The organism is Acinetobacter sp. GRABPA_MV_2 (assembly GCF_056725885.1).
In genome coordinates, this window is record NZ_JBWZNA010000006.1 from 103,893 (window position 1) to 124,452 (window position 20,560).

Consider the following 20,560-nt stretch of genomic DNA (forward strand, 5'->3'; position numbering starts at 1 on the left):
TATGTGGGAACTTGTGAGAGCGGGTGGCTGGTTGATGCTGCCTTTAATTCTATGCTCAATTTTAACTGTTGCGATCAGTATTGAGCGTTTTGTTCGGTTAAGACGTTCACAAGTTCTACCCAAAGCATTAATTGATAATAGTTCCTTAAGAACTGAAGATATTGTGGAAAATTTGGAACAAAATGTAGAAGTGCAAAACAGCGCATTGGCTCATATTTTAAAAGCAGGTTTCGATCATCGTGAGCATGGTGAGCAATTTGCACGTGCGCAAATGGAAGTGGCAGCTTCTCAAGAAATTTCTTATTTAGAGAAAAATATTAATTTCTTGGGTACTTTGAGTGCTGTAGCGCCTTTATTAGGATTGCTTGGTACAGTAGTTGGGATTATTGAATCATTCCTTGTAATTGATTTTGGATCGGCTGGCAGTCCTAGTTTAATGATTCCCGGTATTTCTAAAGCGCTTATTACTACAGCTGTGGGAATGCTAATTGCTATTCCAGCCTTAATTGCTTATCGCTATTTCCAAAGATTAGTACAAGATTATATTGCTGAACTAGAGCAGCAATCGACTTTATTTCATGCCTCATTGTTCTATAAACATTCCTCGTCTATAGCAGAGCGTCGTCGTGTTGGATAATGGGTGAATAGCCAGATGAAATTTAAACGTTCTCAGGTTGAAGATATTCATATCAATTTAACGCCGATGATCGACTGTTTGTTGTTCATTTTGGTTTTTTTATTACTATCGACCACTTTTAATCAGCCAAGTCGCATCAATTTAACATTACCAGATGCACAAGGTGTTCCACCAAAACAGTACGATCATAAAATTGAAGTCGTGGTAGACTCTAGTGGTCATTATGCTGTAAATGGTCAGGCACTTTCGTCTAAAGAGGTTGCTGATCTGAGTACTGCGATTAAGCAAGTTGCTCAAGAGCGCCGTGATTTTATGTTCATCATTGCTGCGGATGCCAAAGCATCTCATCAGGATGTAATTCGCGTTATGGATGTAGCAGGACAACTCGGTTTTGTTAACATCAATATTAGTACCAAAGTTCCTTCTAGAGGTTTTTCTGAGTGAATCAAGATTTTAAGGTTTATTTGCGTCTCATAGCCTATTTAAAACCTTATTGGGGCGTGGCTTTATTAGTTCTTATCGGGTTCGGTATTAACTCAGCAACAGAAGTCTCCGTTGCTAAATTGATTAAATTTATTATTGATGCAATCCAAAATAGCAGTAGAGCTGATTTGGATTGGTTCCCATTATTAATCATTTTATTGGTTTTTTTCCGTGGTTTAGGCCTTTTTATGGGCGGTTACTATACTGCGGTGATTTCACGTAGTTTGGTTTTTAGTATTCGCCAAGAAGTTTATGCCAAACTTTTAAGACTACCGGCACAATATTACCTAGATAATTCATCTGGCCATATTACTGCAAAAATTATGTATAACGTTGAGCAGTTAACTGCAGCTTCTTCTGAGTCATTAAGAACCATCGTTAGAGATGGGATGATTACTCTAGGACTATTAGGTTATTTGTTTTATACCAATTGGCGTCTTACTCTATGTATTTTTGTATTTTTACCTGTAATTGGTGTATTGGTACGTAAAGCTTCAAAACGCATGCGAAAGCTTTCTTTACAAGTTCAAGATACGATGGGCGATGTGAACCACGTTGTTCAAGAGAGTATCAATGGTAATGCTGTAGTAAAAACTTTTGCTGGTGAAGAGTCTGAACAAGAACGATTCTATAAGTCATCGGAAGAAAACTTAAAACGTGGTTTAAAAATGGTGATTGTACAAAACCTGAATAGCCCTGTGGTTCAGGTAGTAATGGCTTGTGCGATGGCCCTTATTGTATGGTTAGCTCTGAGACCACAGATTTTAGGTAATACAAGTGCTGGTGAGTTTGTGGCTTACATTACAGCTGCTGGTTTATTAGCAAAACCAGTAAAAAACTTGACTGATGTTAATGAAAAGTTACAACGTGGTTTAGCGGCAGCTCATTCTGTTTTTGAACTATTAGATTTGCCTGAAGAGCAAAATAACGGTCAGTTGAAACCTAAACTACATGGTGCGATTCGTTTTGATCATGTGGCATTAAATTATGCTGATGGCGTACAGGCTATTAAAGATTTCTCTTTAGATATTCTTCCTGGTCAAACTGTAGCATTAGTTGGGCGTTCAGGCGCTGGTAAAAGCTCATTAGTTAATATGTTGGTACGTTTCCAAGAAGTATCAAGTGGGCAAATTTATTTAGATGGCTTGCCAATTAATGACATTGATCTTTCTTGTCTGCGTACACAAATCGCAATGGTAAATCAGCAAGTTGTATTATTTAACCGTACTGTTCGTGAAAACATTGCATATGGTCAGTTGCAAGGTGCTTCAGATGAGGAAATTCATGCTGCTGCAAAAGCTGCATATGCACATGACTTCATTATGAATTTACCAAATGGTTATGATACTGTTTTAGGGGCACAGGGCCTAAACTTATCCGGCGGTCAGCGTCAGCGAATTGCTATTGCTCGAGCAATTTTAAAGAATGCTCCAATATTAATTTTAGATGAAGCTACAAGTGCTCTTGATAATGAATCTGAACATTTTATTCAGCAAGCATTTGATGAAGCGATGCAAGACCGTACTACGATTGTCATTGCTCACCGTTTATCAACAATTGAGAATGCTGACCGTATTGTCGTGATGGATCAAGGACAAATTGTTGAACAGGGGACTCATCAAGAACTCCTCGCAAAACATGGTGCTTATTATCAATTACATCAGCGTAATTTCGAGGATAACTAGGCATGTCATTAGCCCAGCTGATCCAAAATGCATGGAGTAAGCAGTCGAGTTGGTTGATTGCTTTACGTCCATTGTCTTGTTTATACCGGGCTGGGTTTTTACTAAATCGTAATCTTTATAATTCAGGTTTTAAGCAAGTTTATAAAGCACCCGTGCCTGTGATGGTTATAGGTAATATCACGGTAGGTGGAAGTGGAAAAACGCCATTGCTAATACAATTGGTGAATTATCTACGTCAGCATAATGTAAAAGTAGGTGTAATTAGTCGGGGATATGGCGGTAGTGGTCCTTTTCCAATGCTGGTTACCGCGGGTGCCCAAGTGGCTCAGGCTGGGGATGAGCCAGCATTAATTGTTCAGGCTACAAGTGTACCAATGGCGGTAGGTCCTAATAGACAGGCTGCAATAGAGTTATTGCTTGAGTCATCAGAAATAGATTTGATTATTAGTGATGATGGGTTGCAGCATTGGGCATTAGATCGACAGATCGAATGGATTGTACTGGATCAAAATCGTGGTTTAGGAAATAAAAAACTATTACCTGAAGGCTATCTGCGGGAACCTGTTGCGCGTTTAGAAACTGGAACAGTGATCGAGCATACTCATAAACCTGCTACAGAATTAAACATGCATCTCGAGACAGGACAGCCATATTTACTTAACTCTTTATCTAATTCTAAACTAAGCTTTAATCTTGAGAATAATTATCATGCTGTAGTTGGTATTGGTTTTCCTCAACGGTTTTATCAAACACTTAAAGATCTAGGGTTGAAGCAATTTCATGAGCATGCATTTCGCGATCATCATGATTACACAATTGATGATTTAATTTTTGATGATGAGCTGCCACTCATTACAACTGAAAAAGATGCGGTTAAATTATTATCATTACTTGAAAAACATCCAGAATTTAAACAACCTATTTGGGTAGTTCCTGTTAAAGCTGTCCTGTCTACACAGTGTTATCAGGTTTTAAAAATGCAATTGCAAGAACTTGATATTCAATTATCTTAGGAAGAAAACATGAAACACATCGTCATTCCAGCTCGCTTCTCAAGTTCGCGTTTGCCAGGTAAACCATTGTTGCTTATTCATAATCGCCCTATGATTTTACGTGTAGTAGATCAGGCAAAAAAAGTCGAAGGTTTTGATGATTTGTGCGTGGCAACAGATGATGAACGTATTGCTGAGATCTGCCGCGCAGATGGAATTGATGTAGTTCTTACCAGTGCTGATCATCCTTCAGGTACAGACCGTTTAAGTGAGGTGGCTCGCATTAAGGGCTGGGATGCAGATGATATTATTGTAAATGTTCAAGGTGATGAACCTTTATTACCAGCTCAACTTGTTCAGCAAGTTGCAAAACTTTTGGTTGATAAACCCAATTGTTCAATGTCTACATTGTGTGAGCCGATTCATACTTTAGATGAGTTCCAGCGTGACAGTATTGTAAAAGTAGTCATGTCTAAACAAAATGAAGCTTTATATTTTAGTCGGGCTACCATTCCTTATGATCGAGATGGGGCTAAGCATGATGAACAGACTTTACATTCACAAGCATTTCGCCATTTAGGTTTATATGCTTATCGAGTGAACTTATTACAAGAATATGTAACATGGGATATGGGGAAGCTTGAAAAGCTAGAGAGCCTTGAACAATTGCGTGTTTTGGAAAATGGTCATCGAATTGCAATTGCTGTAGCCGAAGCCAATTTGCCACCAGGTGTGGATACTCAAGCTGATCTTGATCGCTTAAATAATATGCCTGTTGAATCTTTTGAATAAGCGTTAATTTTTAATGAATCCGAATGTAACTCCAAAGGTGTATCCTTGGCAGCAAACAACATGGGAGACTTTAACAACAAGGTTTCCCAATATTGGACACGGCTTACTATTTTACGGCAAGCAAGGGTGTGGAAAGCATGCTTTCGCGAAACATTTTTTGGCTTGGGTCCTTTGTTTAAATAAGCAGCCGCAGGGCCCTTGTGGTGAGTGCAGCAGTTGCCAATGGTTAAAATCAGATACTCATCCCAATTATGTCCATATCACAACGGATGAAGAAAATAAAAAGCAGAATGCAAAAATCAAAATTGAAAAGATTCGTGACCTACTGCCTTTTGTGCAACAAACTGGAGAAGGTTGGCGTGTTATTCTGATTGAACCTGCTGAAGCGCTTAACTTGGCGTCATCAAATGCTTTGCTAAAGACATTAGAAGAACCTGGTGAACGTGTTGTTTTAATTTTATTGGCAGATCACTATCTTAAATTACCAGCTACTATTCGTAGCCGATTGCAACATTTTGCTTTAGATCGTATCTCATATGAGCAAGCTACATCATACTTGAATGAGCATTTATCTGAACTTGCCGAAGTACAGCCTGATTTATTGCTTGCCTTATCTAATGATATGCCTTTACAAGCAATGGAAATTGCTAAAAGTGACTGGTTTGTGAAAAGACAGATTTTCTTAAATGATTGGCTTAAAATTGTTGCTCAAAAAAATATGCCTCTATTTTTCTCGGGAAAGTGGCAAAAAGAGTTAAGTTTTAATGATTTTATCATGCTCTTTGAATACTTGTTGGGTGATTTAATTTGTATCAAGCTTAATCAACCACAAAAAAATACTGATATAAATTTTGAGCAGTTAAGTCCATATTATGATTTAGAAAGCTTATTTAATATTTATAATGAATTGCAACAGGCAAAAAAACTTGTTGAACAAAATGTTCAAACTCAACTTATTATAGATCAATTATTTGTAACATTAATGAATATTTAAGGGGAAAATTATGCAAACGCAAATGGGGGGGATTATTCAGGTAAATATTCCTGATAGAGCTACTTTGCAAGCAAGTTATATGGGATATGTGCAAGGTGGAGGCCTTTTTGTGCCGTCAAAACAAAAGGTGAAAATGGGACAAGAAATTTTCATTTTGGCTACTTTACCTGAGCAGTCTCAGAAAATTCCTTTAACTGGTAAAGTGATTTGGATATCACATAAGCAAAGTGGATTTAAACCTCAGGGTTTTGCTATTCAATTAAGCGGAGATAAGGGAATTTACTATAAAACTGAGGCAGAACGAGTTTTGGCTGGTAGTATGTCTCTAGATCGTCCAAGTTATACCATGTAATTAGATAGGAAATAAAAGTGTTTGTTGATACGCATTGCCATTTAACGATGTTAGATTTGACACCTTATAACGGTGATCTGGACCTTGCGCTTGCAGCGGCGCGAGCAGAAGGAGTGTCTAAGTTTATGGCAATTTCCGTTGATCTCGATGACCATATTGCACTAGCTGAAATTGCAAATAAACATGCAGATGTTGGTTATACGGTAGGTGTACACCCTTGTGAGGATGTGGACACAATGGCACGTGCAACAACTGAATATTTGGTTGAATTGGCTCAATCAGAAAAAGTATGGGCTTTAGGTGAAACTGGATTGGACTATTATCACAGTACAGATTTTATTGAAGAGCAAAAGGTGTGTTTTGCAAGACATATCCAAGCTTCAAAAATTGTAAAAAAACCAGTTGTTGTTCATACCCGATCAGCAAAGCATGATACGGTAGATATTATCCGTGCTGAACAATCAACCCATGGGATCCTGCATTGTTTTACCGAAGATTGGGAAACTGCTAAAGCTGTGCTTGATTGTGGTTATTACATTTCTTTTTCCGGTATTGTGTCATTTAAGAATGCACAGGATTTGCGCGATGTAGCTAAACAGGTTCCACTAGATCGCCTTTTAATTGAAACAGATAGCCCGTATTTAGCTCCTGTCCCATATCGTGGTAAAACAAATGAGCCAAAATATGTGCCTTATGTAGCCAAAGCGCTCGGTGATGTATATGATAAATCGGTTGAGGAAATTGCAATGATCACCTCACAAAATTTTGAGCACTTGCTAAAAGCGATTTAGGTCATAGAAACTATATAAGAGAGTAATTGCGTGAAGATGGATCGTCAGGCTCAGTTCCGAGCAAGAGAAGTATTAATATTTCAGGTTGCGGAACAATTATTGCTAGAAAATGGCGAAGCCGGAATGACACTTGATGTCTTGGCTGCTGAGCTTGATCTAGCAAAAGGAACTTTGTACAAACACTTTCAAAGTAAAGATGAGTTGTACATGCTGTTGATCATTCGTAATGAGCGTATGTTACTTGAAATGGTTCAAGATACTGAAAAGGCCTTTCCGGAACATTTAGCCTTTTTCATGTTGCATCATTTGCATCATCCTGAGCGAACAGTTTTATTCCATCAAATCGAGGAAAAACTCTCAATCACTGCTCAAGGCGTACATCATCTTTTTCACGAACTTTATCAGGTACGTAAACAGAGATTGCGAATTATCATTCGCATGACAGACCATTATTTGGAATCTATTCAAAGCAATATGCCTACACGAGATTATCTTGCTTCTATTTGGTCATTAACTCATGGCGCGGCTGCTATTCTCAACTCAAGTTTTTATCAACGATATTTAGGTTCAAGAGACACTTTAAGGGTGGCTTATATTGATCAGGCTTTGGCCCTACCTAAACAAGCCGTTGAGCAGTATGCTTAGGTCGATATGAAATCTCAATCACCACTTGTATTCCAAAAAGGTTTTACTCTCATAGAAGTGATGGTGGTGATTGTTATTATGACGATTATGACCTCTCTAGTTGTACTCAACATAGGTGGGGTTGACCAAAAGAAAGCGATGCAAGCAAGAGAGTTATTTTTGCTTGATATTCATAAAATTGGTAAAGAGTCGCTTGATCAGTCTCGTGTTTTAGCTTTATCTACTCTGAGTGAAACAGATGTTTCACCATTTTCTTATGAATTGTATGAGTATCATGACCAGAGTAAATTACAGGTCCAAGATTTAAAAAATCGCTGGCAGAAATATTCTGAGTTTAATACACGCCAGTTACCTAAACATGTATCTTTTACAATACAACCTTTAGATGAGCAAAACTATTCAAAAGCTACGAATACCGATTTAATTGGAGGGCAGGCTCCACAGTTAATCTGGTTCGGTAACGGTGAAGCTAAAACTGTGAAAATACAGTTTTACTTTGAACAAAAACCAATTGGTTCAGAAATACAAATTGATCATTTGGGTAAAATAAATGAAATCTAAAGGCTTTACTCTATTAGAAGTAATGGTTGCTTTAGCAATTTTTGCAGTGGCGGCTGTCGCGTTAACTAAAGTAGCCATGCAATATACTCAATCTACCTCAAATGCAATTCTTAGAACAAAAGCTCAGTTTGTGGCAATGAATGAAGTTGCTTTAATGGAGATAAATCAGGAATGGCTCGAAGGTACTCAAAGCAAGCAAATTACTTCTCAAGGTGAAACTTGGCAGATTGACAAATCTGCACAATCTACAATTAGCCCGAATGTTCAGAAAGTAGATTTACAAATTAGCTTATATGATTCAGATAAGGGCAAAGTCCAAAATGGTATTACTCACTTGGTATTTTTTAATTATCCAATGAAAGCAAAATAATGATAAAGAATAAAAGTTTTCGCTCTTCAAGCTCAGCTTCACGTCTTGCGGTACGATCGGAGCAGATGATGAGGGGTTACTCCGAGCAAAGCTCTTCGTCTTGCGCTCAGACAAAGCGTTGCTTTAAAGACTCTCACACTCGAAACACAGTTTCTCATCTTGCGGCACGATCGAGCAGTGCTCGATTAACTCGTGCCTCAGGATTTACTTTAGTTGAGCTTTTAGTTTCAATTGCAATTTTTGCTATTTTATCTTTGTTGGGGTGGAAGGTTTTTGACTATTTATTAAAAGTTCGTGATCGTAATACTCAACATGAAGTGCAGCTATTTGAATTACAAGATGCTTATCAACAAGTTTTGCGTGATACATTGCAAATTATACCTTTATCAGCCAATCAAGGCGGGCAATTACGTCCAGCTTTAGAAGTTGATAATCAAGTTCTTCGCTTTAGTAAGGCGGGTGTTACTGATCCATTAAAGCAAGGATTATCACCTTTTGAGCGTATCGAATATCGATATGATCCTGATCAAAAAAAGCTTTATCGTCTTAAATATAGTAACTTAAATACTTCAAATAGAGAGCAACCTTTATCCAGTACGCTGTTGAGCCAAGTTGAACAATTTCAAATTATGGTTTTGACACCTCAAGAAGTGACAAAGTGGCCAGAAGTTAATATTGATCCCACAAAACCTGATGAGTTTAGGAAGTTGCCAAAAGGAATAAAAATGCAACTTACGGTTGCAGGTGTAAGTTATGAGTGGATTTATAGCTTAAACCAAGGTGACTTATCGCTCTCCAAACAAGGAGTGCAATAATTGTTACTCTATAAAAAAAATCAGCAAGGTGTAGCGTTACTCACAATTTTGATAATGGTTGCTTTGGCTACAATTTTAGCTGCCTCTATTGCAAAGCATCAAACGAATACTATGGAAAATACGGGTTATTTGATGCGTCAAAATCAGTCATTACTTTATGCAAAAAGTGCAGAAGCTTTTTTTTCTGAATTATTAATTCAAGATGCAAATAATGCTGGTGGTATCGATCATTTAAAGGAAAGCTGGGCTCAGCCAATGCCACCTTTCCCAATAGAAGATGGAGCCGTATCGGGGCGCTTACTAGATGAGTCTGGAAAATTTAATCTAAACAATTTAACGACCAATGAAGGCAAGGTAAACGAAGCTGCTAAAAATTGGTTTGAGCGATTGCTTGTGCGTGTAGGATTGCCAGCAGAGTTAAGTCAAGCAGTTATTGATTGGCAAGACCCAGATGATGAACCATCTGGACCTATGGGGGCAGAAAGTAATTATTATGAAGGTCTTGATCCTGGTTATTTAGTTTCAAATGCTAAATTTCATCGTATAGAAGAGTTGAAATTGGTAAGAGGTTTTGAAGGTAAGAAATATGATCTAATTGCACCATACATTTCTGCATTACCTGAAAATACAAAAGTGAATATTAATACCGCAGCACCATTAGTATTAGCGAGTATTGATCAAAAATTAGATTTAGGGACTATAGAAAAAGAACTTCAATTACGCCAACAGAATTTAAAGTTCTTTCAAAATATTGATGAATTATGGCAATTGAATGCTTTTTCAACAGTTGATCCACAAAAGAAAACTGAAGTTAGTAGCCTTTTAGATGTGAAGTCGAACTTTTTTCAAGCACAAATTGAGGTTGTGTTGAATAATAGAAAAAGACAGTTTACAAGTGCCTTGATGCGGAGTGATAAGCAGGTTTATGTATATTCTAGAAATATGGCACCATTTAACTAATTGAAAATTTATGATTTATTTGCTTTGGATGTTTTTTGAAGTTTGTAATTATAAATTTTTCTCAGGTTAAGCGTTAAAGTAAATATAAACTTTCTATATGTGTATCTCCAATGTTTCTTCATAAGTCTTATCATACTTTTTGCTAATTGTTTCTAATTGAAAAGTGGTGCGAAATTTTCGTCTTTTGCTTTATAATAATGTTCTTAGAAGGAATGATCGATTTGGCACATGTTAATTCGTAAGTTATTTAAGTTTGAAAATGCACATGTTGTACGTAACTGTACATCGGATCGTTGTAAGCGATCAATTCATGGACATAGCTATAAAGTTGAGTTATTGCTTAAAGCTTCGAAATTAGATCATGGGCAAATGGTTTATGATTTTGGACTCCTAAAGGGAGTAATAAAAGACCTGTTCGACAGCTTTGATCACGCAATCTGTTTTTGGGAAAAAGATGATTCTCAATATATTGATGCATGTCAGACTTTTAGTGCTCGTTGGATTTCTTTACCTGTTTCACCGTCGGCCGAACAGTTTTCACGTATTTTCTTTTATCTAGCTCAGCAAGTTTTACAATCAACAGTCACTCAAAATGGGGAAGGTGATGTTGAAGTATATTCTGTTATTGTTCATGAGACTGATACTGGATATGCTCAGAGCTTTATTGAAGATATTCAAAACGAACAAATGGGTATTTTAAGTCTTGATGGAATTGTTTTTTCAGAACAAATTCAGATAGAGTGGGCAAATCCGCAAATGTATGAAGACTTGAAAAAAGGGGTTAAATTTAATAATCCTCAAGTTGATTTGCAAGTCGAAGTATAAATCGAATTACTTATTTTATTTGTAGAATTGAAAATTGATCTAGGATGACATTAATGCAATTAACTGAGCAACAGCAAGATAAACTCAGTAAAGTTCAATTAGAAGAAAGTTGGAAAAGATCTTTAGCACCTTTTCTATTAAGTCCTCAGATGGATAGTTTGCGCGATTTCTTATTTCAACAGAAACAAGCTCAGAAAATAATATATCCGCCTAGTAAACAGATCTTTAATGCTTTAAATACCACACCATTAGCTGATGTGAAAGTTGTGATTTTAGGGCAAGATCCATATCACGGGCCAAACCAAGCGAATGGATTAAGTTTCTCTGTTCAAAAAGGTATTGCATTACCACCATCTTTGCGCAATATTTTTCATGAATTACATACAGATTTGGGTATTCCGGCTCCTCGCCATGGTGACTTAACAAAATGGGCTAAACAAGGCGTGCTTTTACTCAATAGTGTGCTTACGGTTGAGGCTGGACAGCCGACTTCACATCAAAAGCAGGGTTGGGAAGCCTTTACTGATGAAGTTATTGATGTTCTAAATGAACAGAGACAACATATAGTATTTATTTTGTGGGGTGCTTATGCACAGCGCAAAGGACAACGTATAAATAGAGATAAACACTTGGTTTTAACAGCCGCACATCCATCACCTCTTGCTGCAAATAGAGGGGGTTTTTTTGGATGCAAAGTGTTTTCAAAAACAAATCAATATTTGAAACAACATGGCATTGAGCCCATAGACTGGCAATTGGACGCATGATGAACTCTCCCAATGTAAATAACTATCACCCGGACTTGGTGGTTGAAGAAGCAAAAAACGGCTGGCGTATAGTACGTTTGAATCGTCCTAAATCGTTACATGCTTTAGACGAATCAATCGTAACGGCATTATTGCGTGTATTTGAAGATTTCCGTGACGATGAACAAGTTAAAGCAATTTGGTTAGACTCAACTACACCAAAAGCTTTTTGTGCAGGTGGTGATGTTAGAAAATTACGCCAACTTGTTATAAATCAAGAAGTGGATTCTGCAAATAAGTTCTTTCAGCAGGAATATGCTTTAGATCTACTTTTACATAACTATGCTAAACCGGTTGTGGTTTGGGGCGAAGGTTATGTGATGGGCGGTGGTTTAGGCTTGTTTATGGCTGCGCCATTCCGTCTAGTGACGCCGTATTCACGTTTAGCAATGCCTGAAATTAATATTGGTTTATATCCTGACGTTGGTGCGAGCCGTTTCTTGGCAGATCGTGGTCCAATTGGTTTGTTTACGGGTTTAACTGGTTCAATCATGACTGCTGCTGGAGCATATAGCATCGGTTGGGCAACACATATTTGTGAAGCGCAGCGTGATAATGTTCTGCAAAAAGTCTTAAATATTAATTGGGCTCATTATCCTGCAGGGGATTTTCGAGCAATTGATGATACTTTAAATAGCTTGCACCGTCCTGTTGCAGCAGGCCCATTGCAGAACTCACTTGATGTAATTCATAGTGTTTGCCGTGGTTTTAATTTTGAACAAGACTATCAAGCTATTGTTAGCTTGCGTGATGCGAGCAGTGATTGGTTACGCCAAGCGAGTGAGAATTTGCAAAAAGGATCTCCTAGTACCGCGGCAATTACTTGGTTACTGTGGCAATGGGGTAAACAAATTCACTCATGGGATGAGGTCTTTGATCTAGAGGCCCAGATTTCTGAGTGGAAAATACGTCATCCTGACTTTGTGGAAGGTGTTCGCGCACGCTTGGTTGATAAGGATTTATCACCTGAGTGGAAACCATGTGACGATCTAAGCTTGAGAGGTATATTGGCTGATTGTCCACCAGTAACCTCAATTGATAGCTGGAATGCCTTACTTAGACAACACGGTGTGATCACCTAAAATAAATGACTGAATATAGTGATGAATACTGGATGCAGCTTGCTTACGAGCAAGCTGAATTAGCTGCTCAGCAGGGGGAGATCCCTGTTGGAGCGGTTCTGGTGAGCCAAAATCGAGTAATTGGATCTGGTTATAATGCTCCAATTACTTTATTAGATCCAACTGCACATGCAGAAATTCAAGCTATCCGTGCAGCGTGTTCCTCTCTAGAAAACTATCGATTACCTGAAGACACAACTTTATATGTCACTCTTGAGCCATGTACTATGTGTGTAGGTGCACTCGTACATGCAAGAATTAAACATGTGGTTTTTGGTACACCAGAACCTAAAGCAGGTTCTTTGGTGAGTGCACGTCAGTTATTACAGCAAGGCTATTATAATCATAGGTTTACATTTCAGAATGGCTGTCTACAAGAAAAATGTGCTCAACAACTTAGCCATTTTTTTAAACAAAGACGTGAGCAGAAGAAACAAGAGAAACAACAAAAAACGTCCTTAAATGATTAAAAATCAACTTACTCTTATGGCAAACTAACGCGGTTTTAATACCATGATTCCATGTAATAAGGACGATCCAATGCGTAATGTAATTACCGTAAAAAAAGAATTTAATGCTCCTCTTACTGATGTATTTAACTTGCTCTCTAAGCATTCAACTTACAATACTGCTTTTGCCCCTTTACAAGTTGTACGTGTTAAAGACTCCGCAGATTCTAAAAGACCTGATGGTTTAGGCTCAATTCGACGTATGGGATTTGGTCCAATTAAGCCACTTAAAGAAGAAATTACATTGTTGGAAGAAAATAAAAGTATTGAGTATAAATTAATAGACAATCCTTTGATTAAACACCATTTAGGCAGAATCGAGTTTTCTGAGATTACCCCATACATTACATTAGTTACATACCGCATTGAGTTAACGGCAAAAGCGCCAGTGGTCAGTAAATTAATCCTTGCACAGCTAAAACTAGCCATTACACTAGGCTTTTCGAGATTAGCTAAAGCATTTGCTTCTTAGTGAGAGTTCAATGACAGTTCAAATTATTACTATTGATGGTCCGAGTGGTTCGGGTAAAGGAACATTGGCTGCAAAACTTGCAGCACATTATCAATATCATTTACTCGATTCGGGTGCCTTATATCGTTTATTAGGGTTGTCATTACATAAACACGATTTATTAGAGAAATTAGACAGTCAGCTTGATGAATGCATCCAATATGCACGTCAACTGGACATTAAATTCGAAACGTCTACCTCAGGGATTTTGGTCTTCTTGGATGGCGAAGATGTATCTCAAACAATCCGTACAGAACGAGTTGGTGAGTACGCATCAAAAGTTGCAGTGGTTCCAGAGCTTAGACAGGCACTATTTGAAAGACAAAGAGCTTTTGCGCAAAGTCCTGGTTTAGTTGCAGATGGCCGTGATATGGCAACATCTATTTTTCCGGAAGCTAATGCCAAAATTTATCTGACAGCTTCGGCTGAGTCGCGCGCTGAGCGAAGAGTAAAACAGTTGCAGGGTATGGGGCTAGATGCTAAAATAAACGACATTTTAGCTAATATACAGGCACGAGACAAAAGAGATATGGAGCGAGAAGTTGCTCCGCTCAAGCCAGCCAAAGATGCTTATATCATTGATAGTTCGGAATTAACGATCGATCAGGTATTTAAGTTAATGGTTGATTATGTCGATAGCCGTACTATTTAGTAAATAGAATTATCAGTTGAAGCATAGCTTGATCAGTCTATAAAGACTATGTTGATACTTAACTAAACCGGCCTTGTCTGATCCAAGACCGCTGAATTTATCAGGTATATCATGACCGAATCTTTTGCAGCCCTCTTTGAAGAAAGTGAATTAAACCTCAACGTTGAAAAGGGTGCAGTCATCCAAGGTGTTGTTGTAAACATCGATAGCGACTGGGTAACTGTTGACACTGGCCTAAAGTCTGAAGGCATTGTTGACCGTGCTGAATTTTTAAATGAACAACGTGAACTTGAAGTTCAGGTTGGTGATACTGTTGACGTAGTTGTTGAAGCTCTTGACAACGGTATGGGTCAAACAGTTTTATCACGTGAAAAAGCTAAGCGTGCTGAAACTTGGACTAAACTTGAAAAAATCTTTGAAGATGGCGAAATCGTTACTGGTGTTATCTCTGGTAAAGTTAAAGGCGGTTTCACTGTTGACATCGGTCCTGTTCGTGCATTCTTGCCAGGTTCATTAGTTGACACTCGTCCTATCCGTGACACTACTCACCTTGAAGGTAAAGAGTTAGAGTTCAAAGTAATCAAACTTGATGCTAAACGTAATAACGTTGTTGTATCTCGTCGTGCTGTTATGGAAGCTGAATCTTCTGCTGACCGTGAAGCATTACTTGCTCAACTTGAAGAAGGTCAAACAGTTACAGGTACAATCAAAAACCTTACTGATTACGGTGCATTCGTTGATCTTGGCGGTATTGATGGTCTTCTACATATCACAGATATGGCTTGGAAGCGTATCAAGCACCCTTCAGAAGTTGTTGAAGTTGGTCAAGAAGTTACTGTTAAAGTACTTAAATTTGACCGTGAACGTAACCGCGTATCTTTAGGCCTTAAACAATTAGGCGAAGATCCATGGTTAGCGATCATGAGCCGTTACCCTAAAGGTTCTATCGTTAAAGCTCGCGTAACTAACTTAACTGACTACGGTTGTTTCGCTGAAATCGCTGAAGGCGTTGAAGGTTTAGTTCACGTTTCTGAAATGGACCACACTAACAAAAACATCCACCCATCTAAAGTTGTTCAGATTGGTGATGAAGTTGATGTTATGGTTCTTGAAGTTGATGAAGAACGTCGTCGTATTAGCCTTGGTATCAAACAAACTCGTGCTAACCCATGGGAAGAGTTTGCTAAAGCTCATGAGAAAGGCGAAAAAGTATCTGGTACTATCAAGTCTATCACTGACTTTGGTATCTTCATTGGCTTGAACGGTGGTATCGACGGTTTAGTACACTTGTCTGATATTTCTTGGAACGAGCAAGGTGAAGAAGCTATTCGTCGTTACAAGAAAGGTGACACTGTTGAAGCTGTTATCTTGTCTGTAGACGCTGAAGGTAACCGTATCAGCCTTGGTATCAAGCAATTGAACAGCGATCCGTTCAATGACTTCTTAGCTGCTAACGAACGTGGTGCTTTAGTTAAAGGTACTGTAACTGCAGTTGATGCTCGTGGCGCAACTGTTAAGTTAGCTGACGAAGTTGAAGCCACTCTTAAAGCTTCTGAAATCAACCGTGACCGCGTAGAAGATGCGACTAAATTCTTAGAAGTTGGTCAAGAAGTTGAAGCGAAGATCATCAACGTTGATCGTAAATCTCGCTCTATCAACTTGTCTATCAAAGCGAAAGACGAAGCTGAAGAGAAAGAAGCAGTTGCTAGCTTGCGTACAGCAACAACAAGTCAAGACAATGGTCCTAAGACTATTGGTGACTTGATCAAAGCACAAATGAAGTAATAAGTTAACAAAGTACAGTTTCATGTAACGGAATTGTACTTTTTATACAAATTACTGTAAACGGTAGCCTAGTATTCAACATACTGCGCTACCGTTTTGTATTTAAACAGGTTATTATCGAACGACATAGAGTAGCAATAAATAACGAGGTCGTAGATGACTACTGAAGCTCTTAATAAGTCTGATTTGATTGAACGCATTGCGCTAAAAAACCCACACTTAGCTGAACCCTTGGTGGAAGAGGCGGTTAAAATTATGATTGATCAGATGATAGAAGCACTATCAACTGATAATCGAATTGAAATCCGTGGTTTTGGTAGCTTTGCTTTACACCACCGTGATCCAAGAGTTGGTCGTAATCCTAAAACAGGAAAATCAGTTGAAGTTGCAGCTAAAGCTGTTCCACATTTTAAACCCGGAAAAGCCCTTCGTGATGCAGTAAACGAATCTGGGAAATAAATAAAATTTATAAGTCGGGGTGCCTATGCGTTATATTTTAATTGCATTGCTTATTGTTGTATTTGGCTATTCTTTAGCACTTGTTTTGCAGAATCCAACAGAACTTTCTGTTGATTTGTTATTTACCCAAGTTCCAGCTATGCGTTTAGGCTTATTATTGCTACTCACATTAGTACTAGGAACTGTGGTTGGTCTTTTATTAGGTGTGCAAGTTTTCAGAGTATTCCAAAAAAGTTGGGAAATTAAACGCCTGCGTAAAGATATTGACCATTTGAGAAAAGAACAAATCCAAAGTGCTCAATTAGCGGCAGCTGAAGCAGCTGCGAATGTAAGACATGAAAAAACCGTTGTAGATATTTATCCGCAAGATAAAAACTCTACTCCGCTATAATCCTCATACTACTCTTTATTAATGAGTAAAGAGTAGTATCTCTCTAGTTTTATTCTTTTAAATATAAACGCTTTTGTTCTTATCGCTTTAATTTTAGAAAGCAGCTCTCTACATTCCTTTATTCCTTCATGAGTTGTCTATTATAATAACGCTGATTTTATATGATGGAAGAAAGTCTCTTGAGTATCATTGTTGCGTTAGATGCAAAAAGCCAATATGACGCTTTAAAAATTGTTGAACAGCTTGATCCTGCTTTATGTCGTGTAAAAGTGGGTAAAGAGCTTTTTACTCATGAAGGCCCATCTGTTGTAAAAAAACTGCAAGAACAAAATTTTGAAGTTTTTCTTGATCTTAAATTTCATGATATTCCTAATACTACAGCCCAAGCAGTATGTGCAGCAGCTGATTTAGGAGTATGGATGGTAAATGTTCATGCTTCAGGTGGACGTAAAATGATGGAAACCTGTGTGGAGCGTTTAAAAGCAGGTAACTATCAAACCCAACTTATTGCTGTGACAGTACTCACATCAATGGGACGTGAAGATCTAAGAGATATTGGTCTAGATGTTGAACCTGTTGAACATGTAAAGCGCTTAGCTAAATTAACTCAGGAAAGTGGTTTGGATGGTGTAGTTTGTTCAGCTCAGGAAGCTAAGATTCTTCGTGAATTAATTGGGCAAGACTTCTCTTTAGTAACACCTGGTATTCGTCCAGAGGGTTCTAATGCAGACGACCAAAAACGTATTGTAACTCCGAAGCAAGCTATGCTTGATGGTTCCACACATCTGGTTATTGGTCGACCGATTACTAAAGCAGAAAACCCAACAGAAATGTTGAAATCTGTTCTGGCTTCAATTGCCTAAAAATTTAGAAATAAGCTAATTAATAGCGGCGCGAGTAGGCTTAATAATAAGCCACTCATCATGGCATGTGGTACATAATGAGTACCACATGACTGTTTTACCATGGCTAAGGTAACGTCCATTGAGGTTGCTCCAGCGCTTGAGATAGCAGGGCGTGGAAAACGCCATCCCATCGTATACATTAGAAAAATAGCAACGATTTCCCTAAATAAGTCAGTTAATAAGGCAATTCCACCTAGTTCTGCCGAGTGTAATTGTGTAAATAAAATCCCTGACATTGAATACCAACCATAACCTTGTGCTAAAGCTAAAGTTTCATTAAGTGTAAAATGTTTGTGAAGTAAATAGTAATTCAAAAAGCCCGCTATACATGACCCTATAAAAGCAGCTAACGGTACAATTAAAATCTTCCAGCTTAACCAAGTGCGGTTAAAGTGGGTAAAGGCAAGTTCAATACCAATTAAGAAAATAAAAAGTAATAATAAATACCAGCTATTAAATGCGATATGTGAGGTGAATTGAGTAATGATAGCGCCGAATAAAACACCGATACTTAATGCAAAAAAAGCCTTCGCAATATTCTTTAAAGCATTTACAAAAAGTTGTAGGGAGATTTTTCCTTTGACGCTTTGTTTATCAAAAATTGTATAAGCCAATAAACACGTAAAGAACGAACCAAAAGATGTTGTAAGAGCAATGATAATAGCGGGTGGAAGTATGGCAGAAGGATTCTCGATTTGATCAAGTGCCAAGGTTAATTCCAAAGCGACACTCGCTAAGAGAATATAAGAAAAATAGGGCAGTATTTTAAATATAAAGTGTCGGATATTTAGAGATAGTTTGGGTGCTAGGAAATAACCGGAAGCAAGTGCTAAAAAGATTTGAATAATGAGATAAAAAGATTGCATATAATAGGTAGATTGTTATTAACCTACCTATTATGTCTTGAACATTTTAAGCTGCATAGCTCTGTGAGCTTTTATTTAAAAGTAAGTAGTCATTGGGCTTAACTTTACGAGTTTCTAACCAATACTTCCATGTGTAAGTTGGCCATAGTGAAAAGTTTCTACCATCGGCAGATTGATACCAGCTACTACACCCACCAGCTTGCCATACAGTTCCTTGAAGCTGCTTTTGAACACGTTCGTTAAAAGCATCTTGAACATCTGGTTTGATCTCAATTGCTTTTTGACCAGACTCTTCTACTAACTGAATAAGCTGTAAAATGTAATTTACTTGAGATTCAATCATAAAAATAATCGAATTATGACCTAGAACTGTATTAGGACCTACCAATTGAAATAGGTTAGGAAAATTTTTGGTCATAATTCCGTAATAGCTTTCAGCACCATCTTTCCATGCTTGTTTTAACTCGATTTGATTACGTCCGATACATGTGAAATGTTTTAAATAAATACGTGGGTCAGTAATAAAACCTGTACCGTAAATTAAACAATCAATAGGTCGTTCTTGTCCATCTTTGGTAACAATACTGTTTTCTTTAATCTCTTGAATACTATCAGTTACTAGCTCAACATTTTTTCGGTTAAAAGTAGGAAAGTATTTATTTGAGATAAGAATACGTTTACATCCCATAACGAAATCAGGTGTAAGTTTTTTTGCTAACTCTTTATCTTTAACTTGAAAACGTATGAATGCTTCTGCCAATTTTTGGCCATACTTCATGATTTGAGGTTGAACAATGGGTACAACGCGAGATTCATTACTCCAGTAAAGTCGACTACGATGAAGCTGGCGATAAATATTAGAAGATTTGAATAATGCTTTACTTAAGCTTGAATATTTACGCTCATCTCGTGGTATTACCCATGCAGCTGTTCTTTGAAATACATAGAGCTGTTTAACATCTTTGGCTATTTCAGGAATATATTGAATTGCGCTACCACCTGTACCAATAGATGCAACTGACTTTCCGTTTAAGTCATAGTCATGTTCCCATTTTGATGAATGAAATACTTTTCCTTTGAATTTCTCTATCCCCTTGATAGGAGGAATTTGTGGGATGTGTAGGGGACCAGATGCAAAAACTATAAATTGCGCTTCTATAGAAGGTTGGTTCTTAAAATCTAGAATCCACACATGACGTGTTTCATCATATTCGACATGAGTTACGTCATGGTTAAACTTGCAGTAATCTTTAATTTTATATTTCTGTGTAATGTCTTGAATATAATTAAAGATCTCTGGCCCCTCAGCATAGCGTTTTGTCCAATCTGTTTTTGGTGCAAAAGATAATGAATACATATGAGATTGAACATCACATGCTGCACCTGGATAACGATTTTCTCGCCAAGTTCCGCCGACATCGTTTGATTTTTCTAAAATAACAAAATCTTGCTGTTGATTTTGTAGTAAACGGATTGCCATTGCTAGGCCACCAAAGCCAGCACCAATAATAGCGATTTTAGTTTTTTGAATAGCATATTGCTTTGTGTTTAGCATTGGAAACCCTGCATAAGCTGAAAAGAGGATTGCTCGCAAGACTAACGTTTTTTAATCAGTTTAAACATGATTGTAACGACGTGAAAATTGATAGATTC

The 20,560-nt window shown here is 37.7% G+C and carries 25 protein-coding genes; 23 read left to right on the forward strand and 2 right to left on the reverse strand.

All coding sequences use genetic code 11. The annotated features are described in order from the left end of the window. Nucleotide 1 precedes the first annotated feature (1 nt). From ACXM0J_RS07740 to pyrF, 23 genes are all read left to right on the forward strand, one after another. On the forward strand, nt 2-637 hold the full coding sequence (locus tag ACXM0J_RS07740) for a MotA/TolQ/ExbB proton channel family protein (protein WP_063098713.1): 636 nt from the start codon (nt 2-4) through the stop codon (nt 635-637). A 15-nt stretch (nt 638-652) separates the two neighbouring features. Next, nucleotides 653-1,081: an ExbD/TolR family protein gene (locus ACXM0J_RS07745; protein WP_063099691.1), complete on the forward strand. Its 429-nt coding sequence runs from the start codon at nt 653-655 to the stop codon at nt 1,079-1,081. Further along, a complete protein-coding gene (gene msbA, locus ACXM0J_RS07750; RefSeq protein ID WP_086264557.1) occupies nt 1,078-2,805 on the forward strand; it encodes a lipid A export permease/ATP-binding protein MsbA in 1,728 nt (575 codons plus the stop codon). The genes ACXM0J_RS07745 and msbA overlap by 4 nt, the downstream gene beginning before the upstream one ends. Nucleotides 2,806-2,807: 2 nt before the next feature. After that, nucleotides 2,808-3,818, forward strand: a complete 1,011-nt coding sequence (lpxK, locus tag ACXM0J_RS07755; protein WP_086264558.1) for a tetraacyldisaccharide 4'-kinase — start codon at nt 2,808-2,810, stop codon at nt 3,816-3,818. 9 nt (nt 3,819-3,827) lie between these two features. Further along, nucleotides 3,828-4,589, forward strand: coding sequence for a 3-deoxy-manno-octulosonate cytidylyltransferase (gene kdsB / locus ACXM0J_RS07760; protein ID WP_086264559.1), 762 nt, complete (start codon nt 3,828-3,830; stop codon nt 4,587-4,589). 13 nt (nt 4,590-4,602) lie between these two features. Next, a complete protein-coding gene (locus tag ACXM0J_RS07765; protein ID WP_086264560.1) occupies nt 4,603-5,583 on the forward strand; it encodes a DNA polymerase III subunit delta' in 981 nt (326 codons plus the stop codon). A 10-nt stretch (nt 5,584-5,593) separates the two neighbouring features. Next, the gene (locus ACXM0J_RS07770; RefSeq protein ID WP_086264561.1) at nt 5,594-5,935 is read left to right on the forward strand and encodes a PilZ domain-containing protein; all 342 of its coding nucleotides are present in this window, start codon (nt 5,594-5,596) and stop codon (nt 5,933-5,935) included. A 17-nt stretch (nt 5,936-5,952) separates the two neighbouring features. Further along, nucleotides 5,953-6,726: a TatD family hydrolase gene (locus ACXM0J_RS07775; protein ID WP_086264562.1), complete on the forward strand. Its 774-nt coding sequence runs from the start codon at nt 5,953-5,955 to the stop codon at nt 6,724-6,726. A 36-nt stretch (nt 6,727-6,762) separates the two neighbouring features. Further along, a complete protein-coding gene (locus ACXM0J_RS07780) occupies nt 6,763-7,371 on the forward strand; it encodes a TetR/AcrR family transcriptional regulator (protein WP_014206595.1) in 609 nt (202 codons plus the stop codon). 6 nt (nt 7,372-7,377) lie between these two features. Further along, complete coding sequence (locus ACXM0J_RS07785; protein WP_086264563.1) at nt 7,378-7,932, forward strand: type II secretion system protein; 555 nt, start codon at nt 7,378-7,380, stop codon at nt 7,930-7,932. Beyond that, the gene (gspI, locus tag ACXM0J_RS07790) at nt 7,922-8,302 is read left to right on the forward strand and encodes a type II secretion system minor pseudopilin GspI (RefSeq protein WP_017482272.1); all 381 of its coding nucleotides are present in this window, start codon (nt 7,922-7,924) and stop codon (nt 8,300-8,302) included. Before ACXM0J_RS07785 ends, gspI begins: the two co-directional genes overlap by 11 nt. Continuing rightward, the gene (gspJ, locus tag ACXM0J_RS07795) at nt 8,302-9,117 is read left to right on the forward strand and encodes a type II secretion system minor pseudopilin GspJ (protein ID WP_086264564.1); all 816 of its coding nucleotides are present in this window, start codon (nt 8,302-8,304) and stop codon (nt 9,115-9,117) included. Before gspI ends, gspJ begins: the two co-directional genes overlap by 1 nt. After that, nucleotides 9,118-10,077, forward strand: coding sequence for a type II secretion system minor pseudopilin GspK (gspK, locus tag ACXM0J_RS07800; RefSeq protein WP_086264565.1), 960 nt, complete (start codon nt 9,118-9,120; stop codon nt 10,075-10,077). A 228-nt stretch (nt 10,078-10,305) separates the two neighbouring features. After that, nucleotides 10,306-10,902 carry a 6-pyruvoyl trahydropterin synthase family protein gene (locus tag ACXM0J_RS07805; RefSeq protein WP_016145101.1) on the forward strand — a complete coding sequence of 199 codons (597 nt, stop codon included), beginning with the start codon at nt 10,306-10,308 and terminating at the stop codon, nt 10,900-10,902. Between the two features lie 53 nt (nt 10,903-10,955). After that, complete coding sequence (gene ung, locus ACXM0J_RS07810) at nt 10,956-11,669, forward strand: uracil-DNA glycosylase (RefSeq protein WP_017399503.1); 714 nt, start codon at nt 10,956-10,958, stop codon at nt 11,667-11,669. Further along, nucleotides 11,666-12,790, forward strand: coding sequence for an enoyl-CoA hydratase/isomerase family protein (locus ACXM0J_RS07815; protein ID WP_081404718.1), 1,125 nt, complete (start codon nt 11,666-11,668; stop codon nt 12,788-12,790). Before ung ends, ACXM0J_RS07815 begins: the two co-directional genes overlap by 4 nt. Nucleotides 12,791-12,795: 5 nt before the next feature. Then, on the forward strand, nt 12,796-13,299 hold the full coding sequence (gene tadA, locus ACXM0J_RS07820) for a tRNA adenosine(34) deaminase TadA (RefSeq protein WP_002121378.1): 504 nt from the start codon (nt 12,796-12,798) through the stop codon (nt 13,297-13,299). 70 nt (nt 13,300-13,369) lie between these two features. Beyond that, nucleotides 13,370-13,810 (forward strand): SRPBCC family protein, encoded by a 441-nt coding sequence (locus tag ACXM0J_RS07825; protein ID WP_032007239.1) that lies wholly within the window; start codon nt 13,370-13,372, stop codon nt 13,808-13,810. A 10-nt stretch (nt 13,811-13,820) separates the two neighbouring features. Then, complete coding sequence (gene cmk / locus ACXM0J_RS07830; protein ID WP_005069521.1) at nt 13,821-14,501, forward strand: (d)CMP kinase; 681 nt, start codon at nt 13,821-13,823, stop codon at nt 14,499-14,501. 111 nt (nt 14,502-14,612) lie between these two features. Beyond that, entirely contained in the window at nt 14,613-16,286 is a 1,674-nt protein-coding gene (rpsA, locus tag ACXM0J_RS07835; RefSeq protein ID WP_002121348.1) for a 30S ribosomal protein S1, read from the forward strand. Between the two features lie 156 nt (nt 16,287-16,442). Further along, the gene (locus tag ACXM0J_RS07840) at nt 16,443-16,745 is read left to right on the forward strand and encodes an integration host factor subunit beta (RefSeq protein ID WP_002121337.1); all 303 of its coding nucleotides are present in this window, start codon (nt 16,443-16,445) and stop codon (nt 16,743-16,745) included. Between the two features lie 25 nt (nt 16,746-16,770). After that, on the forward strand, nt 16,771-17,136 hold the full coding sequence (locus ACXM0J_RS07845; protein WP_033849878.1) for a lipopolysaccharide assembly protein LapA domain-containing protein: 366 nt from the start codon (nt 16,771-16,773) through the stop codon (nt 17,134-17,136). A gap of 164 nt (nt 17,137-17,300) precedes the next feature. Then, nucleotides 17,301-17,999: an orotidine-5'-phosphate decarboxylase gene (pyrF, locus tag ACXM0J_RS07850; protein WP_086264566.1), complete on the forward strand. Its 699-nt coding sequence runs from the start codon at nt 17,301-17,303 to the stop codon at nt 17,997-17,999. Here pyrF and ACXM0J_RS07855 read toward each other — a convergent pair. Both ACXM0J_RS07855 and ACXM0J_RS07860 read right to left on the reverse strand, forming a co-directional pair. After that, a complete protein-coding gene (locus ACXM0J_RS07855; protein WP_086264567.1) occupies nt 17,996-18,907 on the reverse strand; it encodes a LysO family transporter in 912 nt (303 codons plus the stop codon). The two genes, pyrF and ACXM0J_RS07855, sit on opposite strands and share 4 nt — an antisense overlap. Before the next feature lie 46 nt (nt 18,908-18,953). After that, entirely contained in the window at nt 18,954-20,501 is a 1,548-nt protein-coding gene (locus ACXM0J_RS07860; protein WP_086264568.1) for a flavin-containing monooxygenase, read from the reverse strand. Nucleotides 20,502-20,560: the final 59 nt, after the last annotated feature.